This window comes from Mycobacterium heidelbergense, from assembly GCF_010730745.1.
GTDB lineage: Bacteria > Actinomycetota > Actinomycetes > Mycobacteriales > Mycobacteriaceae > Mycobacterium > Mycobacterium heidelbergense.
In genome coordinates this window covers 5,028,618-5,050,576 of the sequence record NZ_AP022615.1, presented here as the reverse complement: position 1 = coordinate 5,050,576, position 21,959 = coordinate 5,028,618, and the positions used below count along the sequence as shown (strand labels likewise).

Annotated in this window: 16 protein-coding genes and 5 pseudogenes; 10 read left to right on the top strand and 11 right to left on the bottom strand. The window is 65.2% G+C overall.

Annotated elements, in window-relative coordinates:
• Window positions 1-144: 144 nt before the first annotated feature.
• Together G6N25_RS23460 and G6N25_RS23455 are read right to left on the bottom strand one after the other, a co-directional pair.
• Window positions 145-780: a hypothetical protein gene (locus tag G6N25_RS23460; protein WP_163672562.1), complete on the bottom strand. Its 636-nt coding sequence runs from the start codon at window positions 778-780 to the stop codon at window positions 145-147.
• 54 nt (window positions 781-834) lie between these two features.
• On the bottom strand, window positions 835-1,230 hold the full coding sequence (locus tag G6N25_RS23455; RefSeq protein WP_163672560.1) for a hypothetical protein: 396 nt from the start codon (window positions 1,228-1,230) through the stop codon (window positions 835-837).
• Between the two features lie 681 nt (window positions 1,231-1,911).
• Between G6N25_RS23455 and G6N25_RS23655 the strand changes: the two genes are divergently transcribed.
• The 4 genes from G6N25_RS23655 (at window position 1,912) to G6N25_RS23435 (ending at window position 4,391) form a co-directional block, all read left to right on the top strand.
• Entirely contained in the window at window positions 1,912-2,622 is a 711-nt protein-coding gene (locus tag G6N25_RS23655) for a hypothetical protein (protein ID WP_197745690.1), read from the top strand.
• A 340-nt stretch (window positions 2,623-2,962) separates the two neighbouring features.
• On the top strand, window positions 2,963-3,178 hold the full coding sequence (locus G6N25_RS23445) for a hypothetical protein (RefSeq protein WP_163672558.1): 216 nt from the start codon (window positions 2,963-2,965) through the stop codon (window positions 3,176-3,178).
• Window positions 3,175-3,516 carry a hypothetical protein gene (locus G6N25_RS23440; protein ID WP_163672556.1) on the top strand — a complete coding sequence of 114 codons (342 nt, stop codon included), beginning with the start codon at window positions 3,175-3,177 and terminating at the stop codon, window positions 3,514-3,516. Before G6N25_RS23445 ends, G6N25_RS23440 begins: the two co-directional genes overlap by 4 nt.
• The gene (locus tag G6N25_RS23435; protein WP_232065897.1) at window positions 3,513-4,391 is read left to right on the top strand and encodes an XRE family transcriptional regulator; all 879 of its coding nucleotides are present in this window, start codon (window positions 3,513-3,515) and stop codon (window positions 4,389-4,391) included. The genes G6N25_RS23440 and G6N25_RS23435 overlap by 4 nt, the downstream gene beginning before the upstream one ends.
• A 280-nt stretch (window positions 4,392-4,671) precedes the next feature.
• On the opposite strand, the gene G6N25_RS23430 is transcribed toward G6N25_RS23435, so the two are convergent.
• From G6N25_RS23430 to G6N25_RS23405, 6 genes and pseudogenes are all read right to left on the bottom strand, one after another.
• Window positions 4,672-5,931, bottom strand: coding sequence for a helicase C-terminal domain-containing protein (locus G6N25_RS23430; RefSeq protein WP_163672553.1), 1,260 nt, complete (start codon window positions 5,929-5,931; stop codon window positions 4,672-4,674).
• Complete coding sequence (locus G6N25_RS23425) at window positions 5,924-6,175, bottom strand: hypothetical protein (RefSeq protein ID WP_163672324.1); 252 nt, start codon at window positions 6,173-6,175, stop codon at window positions 5,924-5,926. The genes G6N25_RS23430 and G6N25_RS23425 overlap by 8 nt, the downstream gene beginning before the upstream one ends.
• 670 nt (window positions 6,176-6,845) lie before the next feature.
• A pseudogene (locus G6N25_RS24060) lies at window positions 6,846-7,380 on the bottom strand (DUF222 domain-containing protein); the annotation flags it as partial.
• A 221-nt stretch (window positions 7,381-7,601) separates the two neighbouring features.
• Window positions 7,602-9,430, bottom strand: a pseudogene (locus G6N25_RS23415) (acyl-CoA dehydrogenase).
• 105 nt (window positions 9,431-9,535) lie between these two features.
• Window positions 9,536-10,245 (bottom strand): annotated as a pseudogene (locus tag G6N25_RS23410) (phthiotriol/phenolphthiotriol dimycocerosates methyltransferase).
• Between the two features lie 187 nt (window positions 10,246-10,432).
• Window positions 10,433-11,161, bottom strand: a complete 729-nt coding sequence (locus tag G6N25_RS23405; protein WP_163672551.1) for a GAP family protein — start codon at window positions 11,159-11,161, stop codon at window positions 10,433-10,435.
• Window positions 11,162-11,189: 28 nt separating this feature from the next.
• Here G6N25_RS23405 and trxA point away from each other — a divergent pair, with 28 nt between their 5' ends.
• Window positions 11,190-11,540: a thioredoxin gene (gene trxA, locus G6N25_RS23400; RefSeq protein WP_083075234.1), complete on the top strand. Its 351-nt coding sequence runs from the start codon at window positions 11,190-11,192 to the stop codon at window positions 11,538-11,540.
• On the opposite strand, the pseudogene G6N25_RS23395 reads toward trxA, so the two are convergent.
• A pseudogene (locus tag G6N25_RS23395) lies at window positions 11,541-12,985 on the bottom strand (condensation domain-containing protein).
• 372 nt (window positions 12,986-13,357) lie between these two features.
• On the opposite strand from G6N25_RS23395, the gene G6N25_RS23390 reads away from it, so the two are divergent.
• The 3 genes from G6N25_RS23390 (at window position 13,358) to G6N25_RS23380 (ending at window position 16,085) form a co-directional block, all read left to right on the top strand.
• The gene (locus G6N25_RS23390; protein WP_083075232.1) at window positions 13,358-14,167 is read left to right on the top strand and encodes an enoyl-CoA hydratase; all 810 of its coding nucleotides are present in this window, start codon (window positions 13,358-13,360) and stop codon (window positions 14,165-14,167) included.
• A gap of 18 nt (window positions 14,168-14,185) precedes the next feature.
• Window positions 14,186-15,814 (top strand): ABC-F family ATP-binding cassette domain-containing protein, encoded by a 1,629-nt coding sequence (locus G6N25_RS23385; protein WP_083075231.1) that lies wholly within the window; start codon window positions 14,186-14,188, stop codon window positions 15,812-15,814.
• A 103-nt stretch (window positions 15,815-15,917) separates the two neighbouring features.
• A complete protein-coding gene (locus G6N25_RS23380; protein ID WP_163672646.1) occupies window positions 15,918-16,085 on the top strand; it encodes a helix-turn-helix domain-containing protein in 168 nt (55 codons plus the stop codon).
• A gap of 32 nt (window positions 16,086-16,117) precedes the next feature.
• On the opposite strand, the pseudogene G6N25_RS23375 reads toward G6N25_RS23380, so the two are convergent.
• Window positions 16,118-16,679, bottom strand: a pseudogene (locus tag G6N25_RS23375) (TetR/AcrR family transcriptional regulator).
• Window positions 16,680-16,693: 14 nt separating this feature from the next.
• The gene (locus G6N25_RS23370; RefSeq protein ID WP_142272737.1) at window positions 16,694-19,528 is read right to left on the bottom strand and encodes an aconitate hydratase; all 2,835 of its coding nucleotides are present in this window, start codon (window positions 19,526-19,528) and stop codon (window positions 16,694-16,696) included.
• Between the two features lie 207 nt (window positions 19,529-19,735).
• Between G6N25_RS23370 and G6N25_RS23365 the strand changes: the two genes are divergently transcribed.
• Both G6N25_RS23365 and ripA read left to right on the top strand, forming a co-directional pair.
• On the top strand, window positions 19,736-20,275 hold the full coding sequence (locus tag G6N25_RS23365) for an Rv1476 family membrane protein (RefSeq protein WP_083075225.1): 540 nt from the start codon (window positions 19,736-19,738) through the stop codon (window positions 20,273-20,275).
• A gap of 241 nt (window positions 20,276-20,516) precedes the next feature.
• Entirely contained in the window at window positions 20,517-21,950 is a 1,434-nt protein-coding gene (gene ripA / locus G6N25_RS23360) for an NlpC/P60 family peptidoglycan endopeptidase RipA (RefSeq protein ID WP_083075223.1), read from the top strand.
• Window positions 21,951-21,959: the final 9 nt, after the last annotated feature.

Sequence of the window (21,959 nt, the reverse complement as noted above, 5' to 3'; positions counted from 1 at the left end):
CCCCGGCGCCGACACCGCCCTTTAGTCGGTGGGCGGGTTCGGCACTGGTGACAGGGTGGCCTATCAGACTCGTCCGAGGCGCCTCGAGGTAGTAGAGAATCGCATACTCCGCGAACCACGCCGCCAGCATCCGCCGCTGGCCCGTCACGGCCGAGTGTGCGAAGCCCTCGTATGCCATCGCAAGACCTTCGTGGACGGGTTCAGATCGAAAGTCGTACAATCCAGGAGGATGCGCCGCAACGTCTTCGCCGACTTCGACCCGCGAGTGACACACCAAAGGGCCTGCTCGAAATTGCCATGTTGGACCATCTGGTCGAGATGGTCCGGCATCAGCTCACCGAAGAATTTGACGAATCTCGTCGTGAGGCGATCCTTCTTCCAGGGCTGAAAGGGATTCGTGAGGCACTCGGCGGCGGCGACGAACAGAATGATGGCGACTTGCTCGCGTTGCTGACGCAGCGCCGCGTCATAGCTAAGTAACGCGCCACGAATACGCAGCCAGCTGTCCTTGTCTGCGACTGGGAGGTCGAAGATCGCGTCGAGCGCGATGCCTTGCCGGGCCAAGGTCAGGAGCTGGGTGTCTTTCCGGCGTCCGTCCAGCTCGTCGACAGTCACACCGTGAATCTCGAGGAGCGGCATTATCATTGGCGGCAGATTAATTGGTCGGCCGAGTGCAAATGTGCAGATCGCGGCGACCACCTCGGCGAATTGGCGTGCAATAGGCGCGGTCAGGGGTCCGTCAGCTGGTCCGGGCACCGCAATGTAGACATCGATGAACACCCTCGGGTGGAATAACACGGTCCCGCCCGCCGGCGCTCTTCAGGAAGGTTTGAGTCATCCTCGCGGAAATTGAGCAGTACGCCGGCGCCTCAGACGTAGCCAGCCAACGACCCGAGCTGGCGTGTACAGCATCTGCTGCATTCGGGAGAAGAACATTGCTTCTGCCAGGTTCGGTTCTTCATCAGCAAGCGTGCACGTATACCAGATGACACCGCCGAAGTCGTCCTCGTCCGTCAGGGCGCCGAAGGACAACTCGGCGCTCCGCTCGACTATTGCGTCAACCTCGGCCTGACATTCTTGATCGCTCGACTTCGCGTCGATCCACGGCGGCGAATCCACTGGCGCAACCGTGACATGCAGACCGTTTTGCGGACCGATTATGAACGGGTGCTCGGGCGACATACTCGCCTGTGATACGTCGAAGCCAGCCTCGCCCAGCAGACGTCGCATCCAGGATGCGGCCAGAGCTTGCCGCTGCTCTAGGCGCAGTTCGACCTCTGGGGTCCCTGGTTGAGCCAACGGTGCACGCCAATCCGGTCGTCGCAACTAGCAACGCCGATCCGCAAGCCCGAACATGTGATCGACGCGACTATATGTCGCCTGTATTTTAGGCTAATCACCGCTCTCACCGAGGGCACTCATACGTCACGCCACCCGTTCGCGAGGAGCCACCAGCCTATAGGGGATCGGCCGAAATATGTTGTCCTGCAGAGCAATACGCAGTAGTTTACTGTGACCCTGGATATTCGATTCCTGCATAATCGGTCCGTCTCAGTACTGGTAGACGCGCCGTGGGCATCTAGGAAAACTGCCCGCGTAGCTCCTGACCTCCGATTTCGCGCGATCAGCGTAACCAGGACCCGTCGCGACCAGAAGGCCGGACGTTTCCAGAAACCGTGAGGATGACACGATCAAAGGTGTGACGCTTGACGAGCTACTGCAGGTGATGGACCGCGCCGCAGCGAATCTCGTCAAACTCGATCAGGTCTGGAAGAGAGCCCAGCCAATGATCCCCTCAGGCCCGAGTCGAGGGTCGAGCCGGGAATACGAGGATCTGCGGAGGACCTGGACTGCGCTCCGCACGGGATTGCCGCCGATCCACGGCTGGACGGTCAGCGTAGAGCTTCCGACGTGGATTCTGTTGGCCAGGACTTCATTGACTACGCCGATATTGGGGAGTCCCCCTTCGCACTCTTGAACCGGCTGGAAGAACCGGGTAATCAACTCGACGAGTATCGGTTCCGGTTGGCTCAATCAAGACGCAAAGCCGTACATGAACGCCTGATGGACTTGACATCAACCATCAATGAGACGCTCCCGCGGATCGCCGAATCGATACCGCACGATTCGACGGGACGACTCAACGACCCCAGAATCCCGGCGATCACGGACTCTATCAGCGAGATCGAGCGACTCCTTGGGGACACAACCGAGCGCAAAGGACGTTGGAACGACCTTCACCGGCACATTCACTTCGGCGAGGGCCACGACTGGCACGACATCCTCGAAATGGACTGGCCGTCCGTTCGCGCAGACATTGAAGCGGCCCACTTGTCGGAATCAGACCCGCTGCCCGTCCCCGACGTAGATCTAGGCGAAGCGGCGTCCTCGAGGCCCGCCGGCGGAGTGAGTGTTGGATTGACGTGGGATTCTCTTGATGACGACGGATTCGAGCGCCTCCTGTACGACTTGTTGCGCTCGTTTCCGAACTATCAGAATGTTGAATGGCTGATGAAAACGCGTGCGCCGGACCGAGGACGTGACCTGTCTGCAGAACGTGTGATAAAGGATGACGGCGGAACGACCCGAATTGAACGAGTCATCGTCCAGGCAAAGCACTGAGCACCAAGTCGGTCAGCCCGACCGATATCACAAACACATTGAGCACCCTCTCTCTATGGGAACCTCCTGCGATCAGAGCGCTAATCCTTGCCACGAGCGGACGATTCACCACTGACGCTGTGGCGGTCGCTGAGAAGCACAATCGCGACGGCAAGATGCCCTTCATCGAACTCTGGCCCGACAGCCGTCTTGAGACACTCTTGTCCGAACGTCCGGAGCTGACCGCAGGTTATCGACTCCGCCCCTAGACTCCGAAATTCGGACCGGATGGCGACACGCCGAGGAGTCCGGATTGCTACATTCCTTGTAAAATTTCTACATCGAATGTAGCATTTCGGCCATGCAGGCTTCTGACCTCGATGAATTCGCCCACATCATGATGTCGGGGTACCTCGCTACCGCCGATTACAGCCGGAAGTTCAAGTCCGAGTGGGACATTCCGCCCACGATGCTCGCCAAGGCACACCATCTACGGTCTGTGGTGCAGGCCCAGATCGGCGACTCCGAGCGCTACGAACTCCACAAGGAGTACGTCGAGTTTGGCGGGTCCAGGTGACCGACAACGAAATCAAGAAGACCTTCTTGCTGCGCAGTATGTCGGCCGTGTCGATCGAGAAGTCGCACACCGAATGGACTCTGTTCGACATCAAGCCAAAGGTCGACGTCGGTCTGTTGATCTACCGGTTCGACAAGCCAGGACTGTCGCTGTGGCAGTCCGCCACGACCCACACCAACAAGTCGAAGCGCCTCATCCCCAGCGGCGAAATGCATGCGATCAGCTTTTGGCGATTCGAAGATCTCCCGGCCGCCTCCAGAAAGTTCGACCAAGGTCAGATCGACGCGTTCGACGACCTGGGCAACCCCGATATCGAAGCGGGTGGCGAACCGCAGTGAACCGGCTGCGAGCATTTCGAGACATTGAGGGGCTCAACCAAGCCGACCTGGCCGGCCTGGTCGGCCTGTCGGTGCCGATGGTCTCGGCGATTGAAAGCGGGCGACGCCCATTCAACGGCGATCTGACCGCTATCGGATACGACCCACGCCGCCTCACCCTGCCAGACATGTCGGAGCCCATCCACCGCGCCCGCGCCTCCACCGCCGTCGCCGCGAAGAAACGCGCCAAAGAGCTTCTCCGTCTCGCCGGTGAAGTGTTTGGAGAACTGCTCGATGTCACGCCGAACGCCCCCCGCGTGCTGCTACAGCGCGTCCCCAGCACGTCGGACCTCAACGAAATCGATGAATTGAGCGGCGAATTCCGCGCCTTGCTCGGCCAAGAGGATAACGGTCCCATACGTAACCTCACCGCGGCCGTCGAGCGCGCGGGCGTCTGTCTAGTGCCGATACCCCATCTCCCCGGCCTCGACGGACTGTCGTCATGGGTGAACGGTATCCCGGTCATTGGCACGGACCCGTTCGTCACCGGCGACCGATTCAGGATCACTGTAGGCCACGAGTGCGGACACCTGATGTTCCACAGCCGGCGCCACGACACCACAGAGAGCGAAGCCAACCGATTCGCGGGTACCCTGCTGTTCCCGCGCGACGACTTCGACGCAGCCATGGTTGACAAGCCCACATTAAGGCACTTCATCAGCCTAAAGGGGTCGTGGGGCATGTCCGCTGCCGCGATCATCTATCGCGCTCACGAACTGGACTACATCGACGACTCACGGTACCGAGCGCTGCAGATCCAGATGTCGAAGTGGCGCGCGAGCCCGGAGAGATCGAACCGGTTGCGGGCAGCCTGTTCGGCCGCCTGGTCGATGTGAACGGCGGTGTCGCCGCCGTCGCGAAGAAGCTCGGCGTGAATGCCAAGCACCTTGCCTCGCTTGTGGATTGGAATCGTCGACTACGCGCAGTCTAGAACTTGACATCGTACGGGGTGTAATCCCGGGAGGGCGGGTCCGGAAGTGGACAGGCATCCCCGGCCCGCCTGCGTCAGGGGCCGATTTTCGATAGACGCCCCTGTTGTGCACGCCGCGTCCGACGTGCGTCACGACCCCTGACGTGTGACTTCGACGGCGGAGTCTAGGCCGACATGGTGAAACCTTAGGTCGCCGGCCGGTCTGTTCGCACGTCATAGACGGTTCTTTGGTAAACAAGTGTCCCGAGACGTGACGACCACAAATCGGTGTCTTGAAGAAGTTCTCGCGCGATCGATTCAGGCGTGACGAAGATGTTGGCGTTGGACGTGAACGCGGACTCTGCTCCTAACGCGACAGCCGCTACGCGATGGCGCAATCCTCTCGCCATCAGATCTCGCGCAGTTTGGGTGGGCACCCCATACCGAAGATGATCAGCGAACGCTGCAGCTGTCGGCGACATCACCTCACCCTGCTGGGCGAGGTGATACTGAAGGACTGCGAGCGCTTGTTCGACTAATGTGACGAAGTCAAACAACACAACTCGGGTGTGGATACGCAGTAGTTGGTCCACCGTGAGCGCAGAGCTCTCGGCAATCTCAACATAGCGGCGACCTTCCAGCCACGCGGCGATAATGGACCGAAGAACGTCATGGGGTTCGGCAATGTCTGCCTGGCCAAACGCGGAAGTGACGATGTCTTCAAAACCTGTTTGCTCAAAGGCCCAGTTCAGCGTCGCATCAAGCAGCCCGTCATCCAGCGGCGAACCGACCGTCAGCCAGCCCGCGTACCTCGGATACAGATCTGCGATGACTGAATCGACCAAACGCGGTCTCGCCCCGGTCTCCTGGATCCACGCGAGTCGCCCCGAGGCTCGCATTCCCAATAGTCGGGATGCCCGCGCCTGGAACACACGTCTGAGCAGGTCCCTCTGCAGCGGGTCTGCCTGTTGTGCGGCGAAGGTTTGTGCCGCAAGTGTTGTGGCGATGGCGGCGAACTCTTCGTCGCCGATTTCTTCGTGGATTAGCTCGATTAGTGCGGAGTCGATTCCGTCAACCAGAGAGAGCAGTTCGGGAGTTCCTTCTAACGCTTCATTATTCAAGTCACCGGCCTGTCTGGCTAGCGCGGACTGCAACTGCCGTAGCAGCTCGATGAGGGCTCCGGCGACCGGCTCGCCCGGCGCGTTCCGTGCTACAGGTTGGATGTGTATCCATTGGCCATCGTTAGCGCAAATGACCAGGCCTCTTGTTGAGCTTCCGGCACGTCCTGCGCGGCCCACGAGGTTTTTGATGTCGCGCGCGAGCATCGGAGTAGATTCTCCGGACGCGGATCCGCGGGTTACTGAATAGAGGACTAGGGTGCGGATGGGAAGATTGACGCCTTCCGCCAGGGTGCTGGTGCAGAGCACCATTGCGGAATACCCTTCCGCCAGCAGCTCTTCAAGCACCTCTCGGGTCTCTTGGGGAGGTCCCGTGGTGGACGACGACCCCGGCCTGAAGGGCTCGAGTTCCTGTCCAGTCTGAGCCGAATTCCTGAGCGAAGTACTCGACTGCGTCGGCGAGGTTTTCGGAATCCTCAATGGCTTCAAGGGGATTCGGGAGCGGCACTTGGCTGGCGATCTGCTTCAGAAGTTCTTCTGCAAGCCCGATGACGCCTTGTTTGCCGGTCTTGGTCGCTGCGAAGACAGCCACTGTACCCATAGCGAGTGCTTTGCGCGCCGTAGCGATCGCTTGTGTCTTTGAGCTGTAGTCGTAGGTATTGGTTCGGCGTGGACGGGTTTATGAACTCAAAATCCGTCGCGGCTAGGAAACCTGGAAGCGTGTGTGCCGGAACTGAAGTCGTAGGTTCCTGGAACTCGAGACCTACGGTCCGGCCTTTTCCCTTGCCGGTTGGCCGCAGCACGGCGTACTCGGCGATCGCGGGCCTGTACGTACTGCGCACCACGGTGTCGTCGTTGCCGCCGAGCCAGGCGTTGATTTCCTCAACGTTGGGAACGATGGCTGACACAAACACGATTCGAGGTGCAGATTCTCGGGCGCGCAGCCCGCTAACAGGAGTTCGAGACTTACGCCGCGCGAGTCGTCGGCGAGGAGGTGCCCCTCGTCGCACACTACGAGCGATATTTCGGAGGCGATCTCGGGATGTGCGCCAAGCAAACCGACTAGCGCTTCCGGTGTTGCGATGATGGCGCGAACGGAACCATGTGGTGATCCCAGAAGTTGCTAGCGCATGTGCTATCACATTGACAAGTCGCCCATTGGTTCTCCGCGCCGCGCACACGCGTGAGCCAACGCAAGAGCCAACGCAAGTCACCCACAGGTCAGGCACAGCTCCAGCGGGTAGAACCAATCGTCGGGCAGCCAGGGCCGCCTCGAACGTCGCCGCATCCAGACGCGGAAGCGTGATCCGCCAACAGCTGAACTCCTCACTACCGGTCTTGGTGATCGAAGCCGCCGGTGCCGGTCGGCGCGGGTTCGGGGCGCGGTTCTAACGAGACCGCGGTGCGCAACTGATTAACCGTGGCGACCGCGGCCAGCTGCGCGTAATGCTCATCTGATCCCGCACCGGCGCGCGCCGCGATGACACCGACCTGATCTAGCGACAGCCGACCTCCCGCATACCCGCCGCGCAGCGGAAACGCCTCCACCCGGTGCGCCACAGTACTGATTGTGTGCGCGTTGGCCGCCGACACGCCGAGTTTCCAGGCCACCAACGCCGCCACCGACCGCGCACCGGTAATCCCGCACAGCTCGTCGCAGTCCAACTCGGCGACGATCTCCACGATGCGCCCATCAATCGCATTACGCTGACCCGCCAACTGGGCCAACTCCTCAAACAACACCTCAAGGCGCTCGGCAGGACTCATCACCGTGGCAGGCGACACGATCGAAGACATAACCCCATCATCACAGCCAGGTACGACAACCCCCGACCACCCAACACAACCCACCACCAACCCCAAACCCCAAGCCAAAACAGATCACATACCTCTTTGCCCGCTTACGAGCGACAAACGCGGCTGGCTGTCGCGCTGAGGCGGGCACGAAGGCATGTGTGCCCGCGACGCCGGGACGCACGTGACGAATGTGACCACCAGGCCGTGTGCGTAATGACCTGTCAGAAGGCCTCTTCGGAGACGCGCATGATGTCGTCGTCGAGGGATTCGATGACCCTGCGCTGCGCCGCCAGCTTCGGCAGGACATTCCTGGCGAAGAACGACGCGGTCGCGATCTTGCCCCGGTAGAAGTGTTCGTCGCCCGCAGAACCGCCGCTCGGCGCGTCCGCCAGCGCGGCATGGGCGATGCCGGCCTGTACCAGCAACCGCCAGCCGATGATCAGGTCGCCGACCGCGAGCAGATAGCGCACCGATCCCAGCCCCACCTTGTAGATCTCCGTCGGGTGCTGGGTGGCCGACATCAGGTATCCGGTCAGCGCGGCCGTCATCGCGGTGACGTCGTCGAGCGCGGTCTGCACCAGGTCGGCTTGCGGTCGCAGCGCCTCGTCGCAGGCGTCGAGGGTGGCGCTGATCTGCGCCACCAAGAACTGCAGCGCCTGGCCGCGGTCGCGGACGATCTTGCGGAAGAAGAAGTCCAGCGCCTGGATGGCGGTGGTGCCCTCGTACAGCGAATCGATCTTGGAATCGCGGATGTACTGCTCGAGCGGATAGTCGACCAGAAAGCCGGAGCCGCCCAGCGTCTGCAGCGATTCGGTCAGGGTCTCGTAGGCCCGCTCCGAGCTCACCCCCTTGACGATCGGCAGCAACAGGTCGTCGAGGCGGTGCGCCATGTCGTGATCCGCGCCCGAAACCCGTTGCGCCACTTCGTCGTCCTGATGCGCGGCGGCGTACATGTAGAGCGCCCGCAGACCCTCGGCGTACGCCTTCTGCGTCATCAGGCTGCGACGCACATCGGGGTGGTGGATGATCGTCACCCGCGGCGCGGTCTTGTCGGCCATCTGGGTGAGGTCGGCGCCCTGCACCCGCTCCTTGGCGAAGGCCAGCGCGTTCAGGTAGCCCGTGGACAGGGTGCCGGCGGCCTTCACGCCGATCGTCATGCGCGCCTGCTCGATGACGGTGAACATCTGCGCGATCCCGTTGTGCGTCGCCGACCAGGTAGCCGACGGCCGGGACATCGCCGTCGCCGAACGTCAATTCGCAGGTCGGCGACGACTTGATGCCCATCTTGTGTTCCAGGCCGGTGGCGAAACCCGTTGCGGGAACCGAGTTCGAACGTCTCGGGGTCGAACAGGTACTGGGGCACGTAGAACAGGCTCAGCCTTGGTGCCTGGCCCGGCGCCCTCCGGCCGGGCCAGCACCAGGTGGAAGATGTTCTCGGCGGTCTCGCCCACGTCTCCACCGGAGATGAATCGCTTGACGCCCTCGATGTGCCAGGTGCCGTCGGGTTGTTCGACGGCCTTGGCGCGGCCGGCGCCGACGTCGGATCCGGCGTCGGGCTCGGTGAGCACCATGGTGGCCTGCCAACCGCGCTCCACGGCCGCCGCCGCCCACCGCCGCTGCTCTTCGTTGCCCTCGACATACAGCGCCTGGGCCAGGGGCCTAGGCAGAAGAAGTTGGCAGAAGGGTTGGCGCAGATGATCATTTCGTTGACCGCCCAGACCAGCGGCGGCGGCGCGGGCATGCCGCCGATCTCCTCGGCCAGGCCCAGCCGCCACCACCCGGCCTCCTTGATCGCGTGCACCGTTTTGGCCAACTCGTCGGGCACGCTGATCGTGTGCTCGGCGGCGTCGAACACCGGCGGGTTGCGGTCGGCGAAGGCGAAGGATTCGGCCACCGGACCCTCGGCCAGCCGAGCGGCTTCGGCCAGGATCGTTCGGACCGTGTCCTCGTCGAGGTCGCCGTAGCGTCCGGCGCCGAGGACGGCGCCTACATCGAGAACTTCGAAGATGTTGAACGCGAGATCGCGGACGTTGGCGATGTAGTGGCCCAAGGCGATTCCCTTCACCGACGGATCCCTCGCCTCAGTCTGTCGGAGGCGAGAAAACGTACGCAACCGTAACCTCGGGTGGGGCGGCCAAACGGCCGGCGGCGCGCCTCAGTCCTTGACGAACGAGTACAGCCGGTAGGAATAGTCCCCGCTGCGCAGCGCGTGATAAAACGTCGAGGTTTGCATGCGGTCGATGCGCCGGGCAATGCCCCGCAGCATGAGTGGCGCGCGGTGGCTGACCAGACCCATCATTCGCTGCGTCTTCTCCAGCCCGCGCATGACCTCCGCGTCGATGGCCTGCTGCGAAAGGCGCCGAAGCGGGGCCTCCTCGAGCGCCGCCTCCCACTCGGCGACAAGGTCGCGCTTGCGGACATCCGTGTACAGGAAATGGCCGCCCGGGCGCAGCACGCGCGCGACTTCGGCGAGGAAACGCGGAAACCGCGCATAGAGGTGTGACGATTCGACATTGATCACCGCGTCGAAGGATTCGGCGCCGAAGGAAGGTCCTCGGCGTTGCCCTGCACGAATTCGAGGCCGGGCACCTTGTGTCTGTTCCGGCAGAAGTCGATGCCCGCCGAGTTCAAGTCCAGACCCGTATAGGACGCCGGGCGCAACGTGCGCGCGAGGTACGACGCTCCGCCGCCGTGGCCGCAACCGACCTCCAGCACCCGCTTACCGGTGAGGTCGGCCTGCGTCGCGACGCGGCTGTAGAGCTGGATGTAGAACCGGTTGTGCTCGTCGGCGGGCTCCAGCGGCAGGGCCATGGGCGGATCTTCCTCGTAGGCCCAATTCATGAACACCAATTCGTCGCGTGCCATCAGGCGCGTTGATATCGGGTACCACGCGTGCTGCGCGAGCCGCGAGACCGGTGCGCTGTATACCAGCGGGTACCAATACTTTTTAAGCAGGCGGTCGGCGATGGGCACGGGCACGAAGTATAGCGGCCCCCATCACCCGGGCCGCGGGCCAACGAAAGCCCGGAGCATGAGCGGTTTTGAGGCCGCGTCACCACAGCGCGCCGTGGTGGGCAAGGGCGTCGACGACCAGCCCGACGCCGACGACGAAAAGAACGATCCGCAGCGTCGCCGGACCGCAGCGGGTCAGAACGCGCACGAGCCATCGCTGTATGCGGTTGGCTCGGACAGTTCGTCGGGTCGACAGGGCGAGGATCAGCGTCGGCGGCGATAGCGCCACCGCGCAGTAGCCGAGGACGATCAACGGCCAGATCGGCGGCCGGGGATTCAGCGCGGAGAGCATCGCCAGGCCGGTGAGGTAGGGGACCGCCGTCGGAGCCTGCGCCAAACCCACTGCCGCTCCGACGAAGCCGAGCAGCCATGCCCGTTGCCGCGTCGCGGCCAACGCCCAACCCGGCGCGGACGTTCGGGCGGTCGACGGGAGGCAGGCGAGACCGATCAGCGCTGCCCCCACCAGCAGGCCGCCCCGATATCGGATCGCCGGCGTGATCCTGACGTCGACGACACCGGCCAGGACGTTCAGACCAAGCACCGCGAGGATCCCGAAGACGGCCGTGATCGCAAACACGCCCGCGATGAAGCTCAGGGAGCCGGGAACCGGCGATCGCCGGGTCAGCCGGCCGTTGTAGATCACCGCCAAGACTATTCCCACATTGAGGAGCTTGAGGGAATCGAGAAACGCCAAACCGGCGAGCGGCAGCAGGAGGGCCTCACGAGCATCCACCACGGCTAGGAAGAATCCGCGAACCCCCGGGAACATCGCGGCGGTCCCCGACGTTGCGGCGGTTGTGACAACACGCGATCTCACCACCGATCAGTTCAACGAAACCATCGAGGGCAACGACATCGTCCTCGTCGACTTCTGGGCCTCCTGGTGCGGACCTTGCCGTCAGTTCGCACCGACCTTCCATGCCTCGTCGGAGAAGCACCCCGACGTCGTGCACGCCAAGGTGGACACCGAAGCCGAGCCGCAGCTGGCGGCCGCCGCCCAGATCCGGTCCATCCCCACGTTGATGGCCTTCAAGAAGGGCAAGCTGCTGTTCAACCAGGCCGGTGCCCTGCCGCCCGCGGCCCTGGAGGACTTGGTGCAGCAGGTCAAGGCGTTCGACGTCGAGGCGGCCCAGGCCGAGCAGGCCTGATCAGACCAGTTGCCGTTGCAACTGGGCGGCCTCGCGCACCGGTGCCGCCACGCCACGGCCCTCGGCGACCTGGACGAAGAGGGATTTCAGCGTCGCGATATACCGGCTGACCGATTCGCGGGCGATCGGATTGTTCGGATAGAAGACGATGACGTGCGTCTCCTTCTCGTACCGATTCACCCGTAAGTCGAATCGGGCCGGAACCCTGCCGTCGTGGTAGATCTTTAAATTCGACCCGTTCCAGTTGGACTTGACGATCGTGGAGAGGGGCGGGCTGCTGGCGTCGAGGTGAAAGAGCAGGGGAACACGCCCCTGCGGCATCCCCAGCCACGGCGCCAGTTCCAGGACGCGATTGAACGGGATGTCCGCCAGGTCTTTACCCGAATCGAACGACTCCTGCGCCGCGCGGGCGGTGTCGCCGAAAGACGACGGGTTGACGGGAATGGTGATCGGGACAAAGCCGGTGAACCAGCCGATCGTCGTGAAGTCCTCGGGTTCGTCGCGGAGATCGCGCGCGACGAGCCCGTAATACGTTTCGGCGCCGGTCAACTCGTATTGTGCGAGGGCGGCGCACGCGAACACGCCGCCGCTGAAACGGGCGCCCCCGGCCAGGCACGCGGACTCGAATTCGGCCGTCTGCCGCTCGTCCATCACCTGCACGAACATCAAGTCGCAGGAGCCCGATCCGTCGCCGAGCGACACCGGGCACTCGGGGAGCGTTCCGTCGTTTTTCTCGAAGAAGTCGATCCACGCGCGTATCGACGGGGAGTCCAGGGTCAGGGCGGACGTGTGCCGATGTTGCCGGACGCAATATTCCGCGTAGCTGCCCGCGGCGGGGAGCGAGATGGGCGCTCCGCCTGCCAGCAAGGCGTTGTACATCAGGTAGAACTCGCCGCCGATCGCGCCAATGAACTGGGCGTCGATGTAGAGATGGTCGATCATGAAACAAAAGGTGAAGTTGTCCGCTCGCTGGATCACGGCGAAACGGAAGCAATCCCACTGCAGGGGACTCGGCGTGGCCAACACCTGCTCGCGCCAGGCCGCCGGCGTCATTTCGCCATGCTTAACCGGGACGCACCGAATGTCGGCGGGATCTTGAATCGTGTGCCGGAGGATCTCGTCGGCATCGGTGAACTCGAACCAGCTGTGATACGTGTCGTGCCGGCGCAGATGCGCGTTGATCACGTACGTCAGGACCCGGATGTCGCAGTGGCCGGGCATGTCCCAGCTGCCGATGCAAAGCCGCGACATGTCGGCCCCACGGCTCAGGTGGTCACAAAAATTGCGCAGGTGCCGGGCCTGCTGATGGCTCGCCGGCACGGCGCTTACCGGGGCCTGGCGCACTTTGGCCAGCGAGGCGGGCGAGGGCTGCCAAAACATGACCGACCCGGACCCGGCGCCCAGTCGTCGATGGCCCCGAACGCCTCTTCTCCTGGGACGAACACATTCCCTCCCTATTTGCCTCATCGCTTACGCACAGGGGACTCATAGAACTCGGGAGAGCTCTACCGTGCCTTTGCCAATGTCGCACTTACCTCCGCGGTCGGAGCCTGTCGCGGTACAGCGCGTTCCGCCGCAGAGCCCTCGCTGATCCCTCTTGCGCAGCCAACCAAGACTTGCCATCGGGTCGCACCTGTTACGTGCCCAATGGTGGCTAGAAGATAGCAGACCGAACCAAGCCGATCAGCGCGAATGGCAACTTTCAGTTCCGCGGGTCGGCCCGCGAAAGCGGCGACTCGCGGCCGGGCGGCCCAGCGGCACGGGCCAGGTCCGGGCCACGGCGCGTCGCGCCGTCGGGCACACGTTACCTTTCACGGGTGAGTCTGGTACTGGTAGAGCAACCGCGGCCCGGCGTCGCGCTGATAACCCTCAATCGGCCCGAGCGGATGAACTCCATGGCGTTCGACGTCATGGTGCCGCTCAAAAAGGCCCTCGATAAGGTCACCTACGACAATTCGGTGCGGGTCGTCGTGCTGACCGGGGCGGGCCGAGGGTTCTCCTCGGGCGCCGATCACAAGTCCGCCGGCGAGGTGCCCCACATCGACGGGCTGACCCGCCCGACCTTCGCGCTGCGCTCCATGGAAGTGCTCGACGACGTGATTCTGGCGCTGCGCCGGCTGCACCAGCCGGTGATCGCCGCGGTCAACGGTCCGGCCATCGGCGGCGGGCTGTGCCTGGCGCTGGCCGCCGACATCCGGGTGGCCTCGACCGGCGCCTACTTCCGGGCCGCCGGCATCAACAACGGGCTGACCGCCAGCGAACTCGGGCTGAGCTACCTGTTGCCCCGGGCAATCGGGTCGTCGCGCGCGTTCGAGATCATGCTGACCGGCCGCGACGTCACCGCCGAGGAGGCCGAGCGCATCGGCCTGGTGTCGTGCCAGGTGCCCGAGGAGCAGCTGCTGGACACCTGCTACGCGATCGCCGCGCGGATGGCGGCGTTCTCGCGGCCGGGGATCGAGTTGACCAAGCGCACACTGTGGAGCGGGCTGGACGCCGGTAGCCTGGAGGGGCACATGCAAGCCGAGGGCTTGGGACAGCTTTTCGTCCGCCTGCTCACCGCCAACTTCGAGGAAGCGGTTGCCGCGCGCGCGGAGCGCCGGCCGGCGGTCTTCACCGACGACAAGTAACTCGCGAGGAGAGCGAATGTGATCACGGCCACGGACCTCGAGGTCCGCGCCGGCGCGCGCATCCTGCTCTCACCCGACGGGCCCGACCTGCGCGTGCAGCCCGGCGACCGCATCGGGCTGGTCGGCCGCAACGGCGCGGGCAAGACCACGACCCTGCGCATCCTGGCGGGCGAGACCGCGCCGTATGCCGGATCGGTCACCCACACCGGCGAAATCGGCTATTTGCCGCAGGATCCCAAGGAGGGCGATCTCGACGTGCTGGCCCGCGACCGGGTGCTCTCGGCCCGCGGCCTGGACGTCCTGCTCACCGATCTGGAAAAGCAGCAGGCGTTGATGGCCGAGGTCGCCGACGACGAGGCCCGCGACCGCGCGATCCGTCGCTACGGGCAGCTGGAGGAGCGGTTCGTCGCGCTGGGCGGCTACGGCGCCGAAAGCGAGGCCGGCCGGATCTGCGCGAGTCTCGGCCTGCCCGAACGGGTGCTGACGCAGCAGCTGCGCACCCTGTCCGGGGGGCAGCGCCGCCGGGTGGAGCTGGCGCGCATCCTGTTCGCCGCGTCGGACACCGGCGCAGGATCTTCGACGACCTTGCTGCTCGACGAGCCGACCAACCACCTCGACGCGGATTCGCTTGGCTGGCTGCGGGATTTCCTGCGGGCACACAGCGGCGGGCTGGTGGTCATCAGCCACAACGTCGAGTTGCTCGCCGACGTCGTCAACCGGGTGTGGTTCCTGGACGCGGTGCGCGGCGAGATGGACGTCTACAACATGGGCTGGCAGAAGTACCTGGACGCCCGCGCCACCGACGAGCAGCGCCGCCGCCGCGAACGCGCGAACGCCGAGCGCAAGGCCGCCGCGCTGCGCACGCAGGCCGCCAAGCTGGGCGCCAAGGCCACCAAAGCCGTTGCGGCCCAGAACATGTTGCGGCGCGCCGACCGGATGATGGCCGCGCTCGACGAGGAGCGGGTCGCCGAGAAGGTGGCCCGGATCAAGTTCCCCACCCCGGCCGCGTGCGGGCGCACGCCGCTGGTCGCCAAGGGGTTGAGCAAGTCGTACGGATCGCTGGAGGTGTTCAGCGGCGTGGATCTGGCCATCGACCGCGGCTCGCGGGTGGTCGTGCTGGGACTCAACGGCGCCGGCAAGACCACGCTGCTGCGCTTGCTTGCCGGCACCGAGAACCCCGACGCGGGAGCGCTGGAACCCGGACACGGTTTGCGGGTCGGCTATTTCGCGCAGGAGCACGACACCCTCGACAACGACGCGACCGTGTGGGAGAACATCCGCCACGCCGCACCCGAGTCCGGCGAGCAGGAGCTGCGCGGCCTGCTCGGCGCGTTCATGTTCAGCGGCGCGCAGCTCGACCAGCCGGCGGGGACCCTGTCCGGCGGGGAGAAGACCCGCCTGGCGCTGGCCGGTTTGGTGGCGTCCACGGCCAACGTGCTGCTGCTCGACGAGCCGACCAACAACCTTGATCCCGCGTCGCGCGAGCAGGTGCTCGACGCGTTGCGCAGCTATCACGGCGCGGTGGTGCTGGTGACGCACGACCCGGGCGCGGCCGAGGCCCTGGACCCGCAACGGGTCGTGCTGCTGCCCGACGGCACCGAGGACTATTGGTCCGACGAATACCGTGATCTCATCGAGCTGGCCTAAATCGCTGGCGATTTCGGCCAAATCGGCCCGCGATCGACGCCGGTGTTCTTACTCTATGTGCTTGGGATCGAGTTCAAGCGTGGAGCGGACCTTGAAAAAGACAGTGAGAAAGCCGAAGAAGACGCGCGACCAGTTGCTGCACGAGTTACGCAACGCGTACGAGGGCGGTGCCAGCATCCGCAATCTGGTTGCCACCACCGGCAGGTCGTACGGATCTGTCCACAGCATGCTGCTCGAGTCGGGTACCACCCTGCGCGGCCGCGGCGGCTAACCACCGCCGGCGCGAGGCCGCGCCGGCGTAAATCAACTGCGGCGCACCGACTCTTCCACCAGGTCGAGCACGGCGGACAGCCGCCGCGGATCCTCGCCGGACGCCAGCCGCGCCACCAGGCCGTCGAGTATCAGCTCCAGGTAGCACTGCAACACGTCGCCGGGGACGTCGTCGCGCACCCGGTGCGCCTCCTTCTGGCGGCGCAGCCGATCGGTGGTCGCCGCCGCCAGCTCCGCGGAACGCTCCGCCCAGCCGCGGCTGAAGACGGGTCGTTGCGCAGCTTGCGCGCGATCTCCAACCTGGTGGCCAGCCAGTCGAACTGGTCGGGCGCGGCGAGCATGTCGCGCATCACCTGGATGAGGCCCTCGCGGGACGCCACGTCGGCCATCCGCTCGGCGTCCTCGTGCGCCAGCGCGAAAACAGCGCGTCCTTGTCCCGGAAGTGGTGGAAGATCGCGCCGCGCGACATCCCGATCGTCTGTTCCAGCCGGCGCACCGTGGCCTTGTCGTAGCCGTATTCGGCGAAGCAGCGGCGGGCGCCGTCGAGGATCTGGCGGCGGCGAGCCGCGAGATGGTCCTCGCTGACCTTGGGCACGGGTTAGCCCGCGACTAGCCCGACTTGAGCATGTTGCGCAGCACGTACTGCAGGATGCCGCCGTTGCGGTAGTAGTCGGCCTCGCCGGGGGTGTCGATGCGCACCACCGCGTCGAACTCGATCGGATCGCCGGATTCCTTGCTGGCCTTGACGCGCACCGTCTTTGGCGTCTTGCCGTCGTTGAGCGCCTCGATGCCGGTGATGTCGAAGACCTCGGTGCCGTCGAGCCCCAGCTCCGTGGCGGACTTGCCCTCGGGGAACTGCAGCGGAATGACGCCCATGCCGATCAGGTTGGAGCGGTGGATGCGCTCGAACGACTCGGCGATCACCGCCCGCACGCCCAGCAGCAGCGTGCCCTTGGCCGCCCAGTCGCGGGAGGAACCCGATCCGTACTCTTTGCCGCCCAGCACCACCAGCGGAATGCCCTGTGCCGCATAGTTTTGCGCCGCGTCGTAGATGAACGCCTGCGGAGCCCCGTCTTGGGTGAAGTCGCGGGTGTAGCCGCCGGACACGTCGTCCAGCAACAGGTTACGCAGCCGGATGTTGGCGAACGTGCCGCGGATCATCACCTCGTGGTTGCCGCGCCGCGAGCCGAAGGAGTTGTAGTCCTTGCGGTCCACGCCGTGCTCGTCGAGGTATTGCGCCGCGGGGGTGCCCGGCTTGATGCTGCCGGCGGGGGAGATGTGGTCGGTGGTCACCGAGTCGCCGAGCAGCGCCAGCACCCGGGCGCCGGTGATGTCGCCGACCGGCTCCGGGTCCGCCGACATCCCCTCGAAGTACGGCGGCTTGCGGACGTACGTCGAATCCGGGTCCCACTCAAAGGTGTTGCCGCTGGGGGTGGGCAGGTTGCGCCACCGCTCGCCGCCCTTGAACACGTCGGCGTAGTTCTTGACGAACATCTCCTGGTTGATCGCCGAGGCGATGGTGTCCGAGACGTCCTTCTGCGACGGCCAGATGTCTTTGAGGAAGACGTCCTTGCCGTCCTTGTCTGTGCCGAGCGGCTGGGATTCGAAGTCGAAGTCCATCGTCCCGGCCAGGGCGTAGGCGATCACCAGCGGCGGCGACGCCAGGTAGTTCATCTTCACGTCGGGATTGATGCGGCCCTCGAAGTTCCGGTTGCCCGACAGCACGGCCGCCACCGAAAGGTCGTTGTCGTTGACGGCCTTCGAGACCTCGTCGGGCAGCGGACCGGAGTTGCCGATGCAGGTGGTGCAGCCGTAGCCCACCAGATAGAAGCCGAGCTTCTCCAAATACGGCCACAGGCCGGCCTTTTCGTAGTAGTCGCTGACCACCTGCGAGCCCGGCGCCATCGAGGTCTTCACCCAGGGCTTGGACGCCAGCCCCTGCTCGACGGCGTTGCGGGCCAGTAGCGCCGCGCCCAGCATGACCTCCGGGTTGGAGGTGTTGGTGCACGACGTGACGGCGGCGATCACCACCGCGCCGTGGTCGAGCACGAACTCGCCGAGCTCTTGCGACTTCACCGTCACCGGGTTGCTCGGGCGCCCCTTGGCGTGCGCGGCGGCGGAGTGCACCGCGGGTACGTCGTCGGCATGGCCGTTGGACGGTGCCCCCGGATCGCTGGCCGGGAACGTCTCCTCGACCACCTCGTCCAGTTTCGAGTATCCCTGCCCGCCGTCCCCGTTCCCGGCGTAGTGGGGAATCTGCTCGCGGAACGTGGATTTGGCGTCCGACAACGCGATCCGGTCCTGCGGGCGCTTGGGCCCGGCGATCGACGGCACCACGTCGGACAGGTTGAGTTCGATGTATTCCGAGAACTCGGGCTCGTGCTTGGGGTCGTGCCACATGCCCTGCTCTTTGGCGTAGGCCTCGACCAGCGCCAGCTGCTCGGGCTGGCGCCCGGTGAACCGCAGGTACGAGATGGTCTCCTCGTCGATCGGAAAAATCGCTGCGGTGGAGCCGAATTCGGGGCTCATGTTGCCCAGGGTGGCGCGGTTGGCCAACGGCACCTCGGCCACGCCCTCGCCGTAGAACTCGACGAACTTGCTGACCACGCCGTGCTTGCGCAGCATCTCGGTGACGGTCAGCACGACGTCAGTCGCGGTGACGCCGGGCTGGATCTCGCCGGTCAGCTTGAAGCCGACGACCCGCGGGATCAGCATCGACACCGGCTGGCCGAGCATCGCGGCCTCGGCCTCGATGCCGCCCACGCCCCAGCCCAGCACGCCGAGGCCGTTGACCATCGTGGTGTGCGAGTCGGTGCCCACGCAGGTGTCGGGGTACGCGGTAACTGTTCCCGCGCCGTCCGCGCGGGTCATCACGACGCTCGCCAGGTACTCGATGTTGACCTGGTGCACGATGCCGGTGCCGGGCGGCACCACCTTGAAGTCGTCGAACGCGCCCTGCCCCCAGCGCAGGAATTGGTAGCGCTCCCCGTTGCGCTGGTACTCGATCTCGACGTTGCGCTCGAACGCGTCGGCCCGGCCGAACAGGTCGGCGATCACCGAGTGGTCGATCACCAGGTCGGCGGGCGCCAGCGGGTTGACCTTGTCCGGGTTGCCGCCGAGGTCGCCGACCGCCTCGCGCATGGTGGCCAGGTCGACGATGCACGGCACGCCGGTGAAGTCCTGCATCACCACGCGGGCGGGCGTGTACTGGATCTCAATGCTGGGCTCCGCCTTGGGATCCCAGTTCGCGATGGCCTCGATGTGCTCCTTGGTGATATTTTTGCCGTCCTCGTTGCGCAGCAGGTTCTCGGCGAGGACCTTGAGGCTGTAGGGGAGTTTCTCCGTATTGGGGACCGCGTCCAGGCGATAGATCTGGTAACTCTTGTCGCCGACCTCGAGGGTGTCGCGGGCTGAAAACGAGTTCACCGAATCTTTGCTGGTCACTTCAACTCCCAAGGATTTGAGTTCTGCCGCCGACGGGCCGTGTCGGCGGTGCTTCGACTGCCTTCGAATGCCATAGTCACTTTAACAGTACGCTTGTCCTGTATTACGACGGCACCCCCAGTTTTCAGCCCCGCGCCGAGCGTCGCACTAGAGTGACCGTCGTCGCCGAACGTCACGCCAGCGTGACGCCATAGCAGGAGGGACGCGATGACCGGGCAAGTCCTGCCGCTCTACATCCCCCAGGACGTCGACATGACCGCGGTCAAGGCTCAGGTCGCCGCCGACGGGGTCAGCGCGCCGCCGGCCGCCGCGCCCGGGCTGCTCGACATCGTCAACGAGGCGCACGCCAAGGGCATCAACCTCAAGATCGTGCTGCTGGATCACAACCCCCCGAACGACACGCCCCTGCGCGACATCTCCACCGTGGTCGGCGCCGACTACCACGACGCCACGGTCCTGACCCTCAGCCCGAATTACGTCGGCAGCTACAGCACGCAATTCCCGCGGGTCACGCTCGAGGCCGGCGAGGACATCGCCAAGACGGGCAACCCGGTGGTGTCGGCGCAGCATTTCCTGCACGAGCTGGAGGGCCCCGAGTTTCCCTGGACCGGCCTGACCCTCGTCCTGCTGATCGGCGTGCTCGCGGCCGCCGTCGGCACCCGATTCCTGCAGCTGCGCGGCCGGCGTACAGCAACATCGGCAGACGCCGCCGAGCCGACCGCCGAAGCGCCGGGCGACGGCGCCTAAGCACGCACATCCGGCCTAGCCCGCCCCGCCGGGCGAGCCTTGGTGGCCATGCATGGCAAACACCCTAGGTCACCGTTCGGTCACATTAAACGCACGTCCAGAGTGCAGTTTGTGACGAGCGTTTCCCCGGCGTCCCCTGTGACGTACGGTGCAAATGATGCTCGTGTTGTTTATGGCGCCTTCAGAGAATTCCGTGCCCGGTGCCGGCCGCCCGCGTTGAGCCGTAGGAGACCTGAGTCGAATGAGACGCACCCGCAGGGGCCCTGCCGCGCGACCGGCCGCCGGGCTGCTGCGGCTGGTCATTCCGTCGGTCGTGAGCGTGGCCATGCTGGCGTGCACCCCGGGTATGGCGGGCGCCGACCCCGCCGCCGATAGCCTGGCCGCGCTGATCGCGAACGTCGCCAAGGCCAACCAGCGCCTGGAGGACCTGAGCGCCCAGATCCAGACCGAACAGGAAAGCGTCAACAAGGCGCTCGTCGACGTGGAGACCGCCCGGGACAACGCGGCGGCCGCCGAACACGACCTCGAGTCCAGCCGGCAGGCGGTCAAGGACTCCGACGCGGCGATCGCCGCGGCCCAGCGACGCTTCGACACGTTCGCGGCCGCCACCTATATGAACGGCCCGTCGGGCAGCTACCTGATGGCGACCAGCCCCGAAGACATCATCGCCACCGAAACCGCCGCCCGGACCCTGACCGCCAGCTCCCAGGCGGTGATGGACAAGCTGCAGCGGGCCCGCACCGAGCAGGTGAACAAGGAGTCGGCGGCGCGGCTGGCCAAGCAGAAGGCCGACAAGGCCGCCGCCGACGCGAAGGCCAGCCAGGACGCCGCGGTGGCGGCGCTCACCGACTCCAGGCGCACGTTCGACGAACAGCGCGAGCAGATCGTTCGCCTGGTCGCCGAGCGCGACGAGGCTCAGGCCAAACTCGAGGCGGCCAAGCTCCAGGCGGCGCGCCAATGGTCGACCGGGGCCGGCGGGCCCGCCGCGCCGACCTCGGGCGATCGGTGGGATCCGGGGGCGCCGGCCGCCCAGCCGCCGGCCGGCGGCCGCCGGTGGGACGGTTGGGACCCGACGCTGCCGATGGTGCCCAGCGCCAACGTCCCCGGCGACCCGATCGCGGTGATCAACCAGGTGCTGGGCATCTCGGCGACGTCGACGCAGGTCACCGCCAGCATGGGGCGCAACTTCCTGCAGCAGCTGGGCATCCTCAAGCCCGACGACACCGGCATCACCAACGCCTCGCCCGGGGGACGGATCCCGCGGGTCTACGGGCGGCAGGCATCCGAGTACGTGATCCGCCGCGGCATGTCGCAGATCGGTGTGCCCTACTCCTGGGGCGGCGGGAACGCGGCCGGCCCGAGCAAGGGAATCGACTCCGGGGCCGGCACCACTGGCTTCGACTGTTCGGGCCTGGTCCTGTATTCGTTTGCCGGGGTGGGCATCAAGCTGCCGCACTACTCGGGTTCGCAGTACAACCTGGGCCGCAAGATCCCGTCCTCGCAGATGCGCCGCGGCGACGTCATCTTCTACGGCCCGGGCGGCAGCCAGCACGTGACGATCTATCTCGGCAACGGCCAGATGCTCGAGGCCCCCGACGTCGGTTTGAAGGTCCGTGTCGCGCCGGTGCGCACCAGCGGCATGACGCCGTACGTGGTTCGTTACATCGAGTACTAGACGAGGAGC

Excerpts from the sequence above, each read along its gene's own strand:
- G6N25_RS23455 (WP_163672560.1), bottom strand. The coding sequence starts at position 1,230 with ATGCGACGTCTGCTGGGCGAGGCTGGCTTCGACGTATCACAGGCGAGT.
- G6N25_RS23445 (WP_163672558.1), top strand. The coding sequence starts at position 2,963 with ATGCAGGCTTCTGACCTCGATGAATTCGCCCACATCATGATGTCGGGG.
- G6N25_RS23405 (WP_163672551.1), bottom strand. The coding sequence starts at position 11,161 with ATGTTCCCGGGGGTTCGCGGATTCTTCCTAGCCGTGGTGGATGCTCGT.
- G6N25_RS23365 (WP_083075225.1), top strand. The coding sequence starts at position 19,736 with ATGACCGGGCAAGTCCTGCCGCTCTACATCCCCCAGGACGTCGACATG.
- ripA (WP_083075223.1), top strand. The coding sequence starts at position 20,517 with ATGAGACGCACCCGCAGGGGCCCTGCCGCGCGACCGGCCGCCGGGCTG.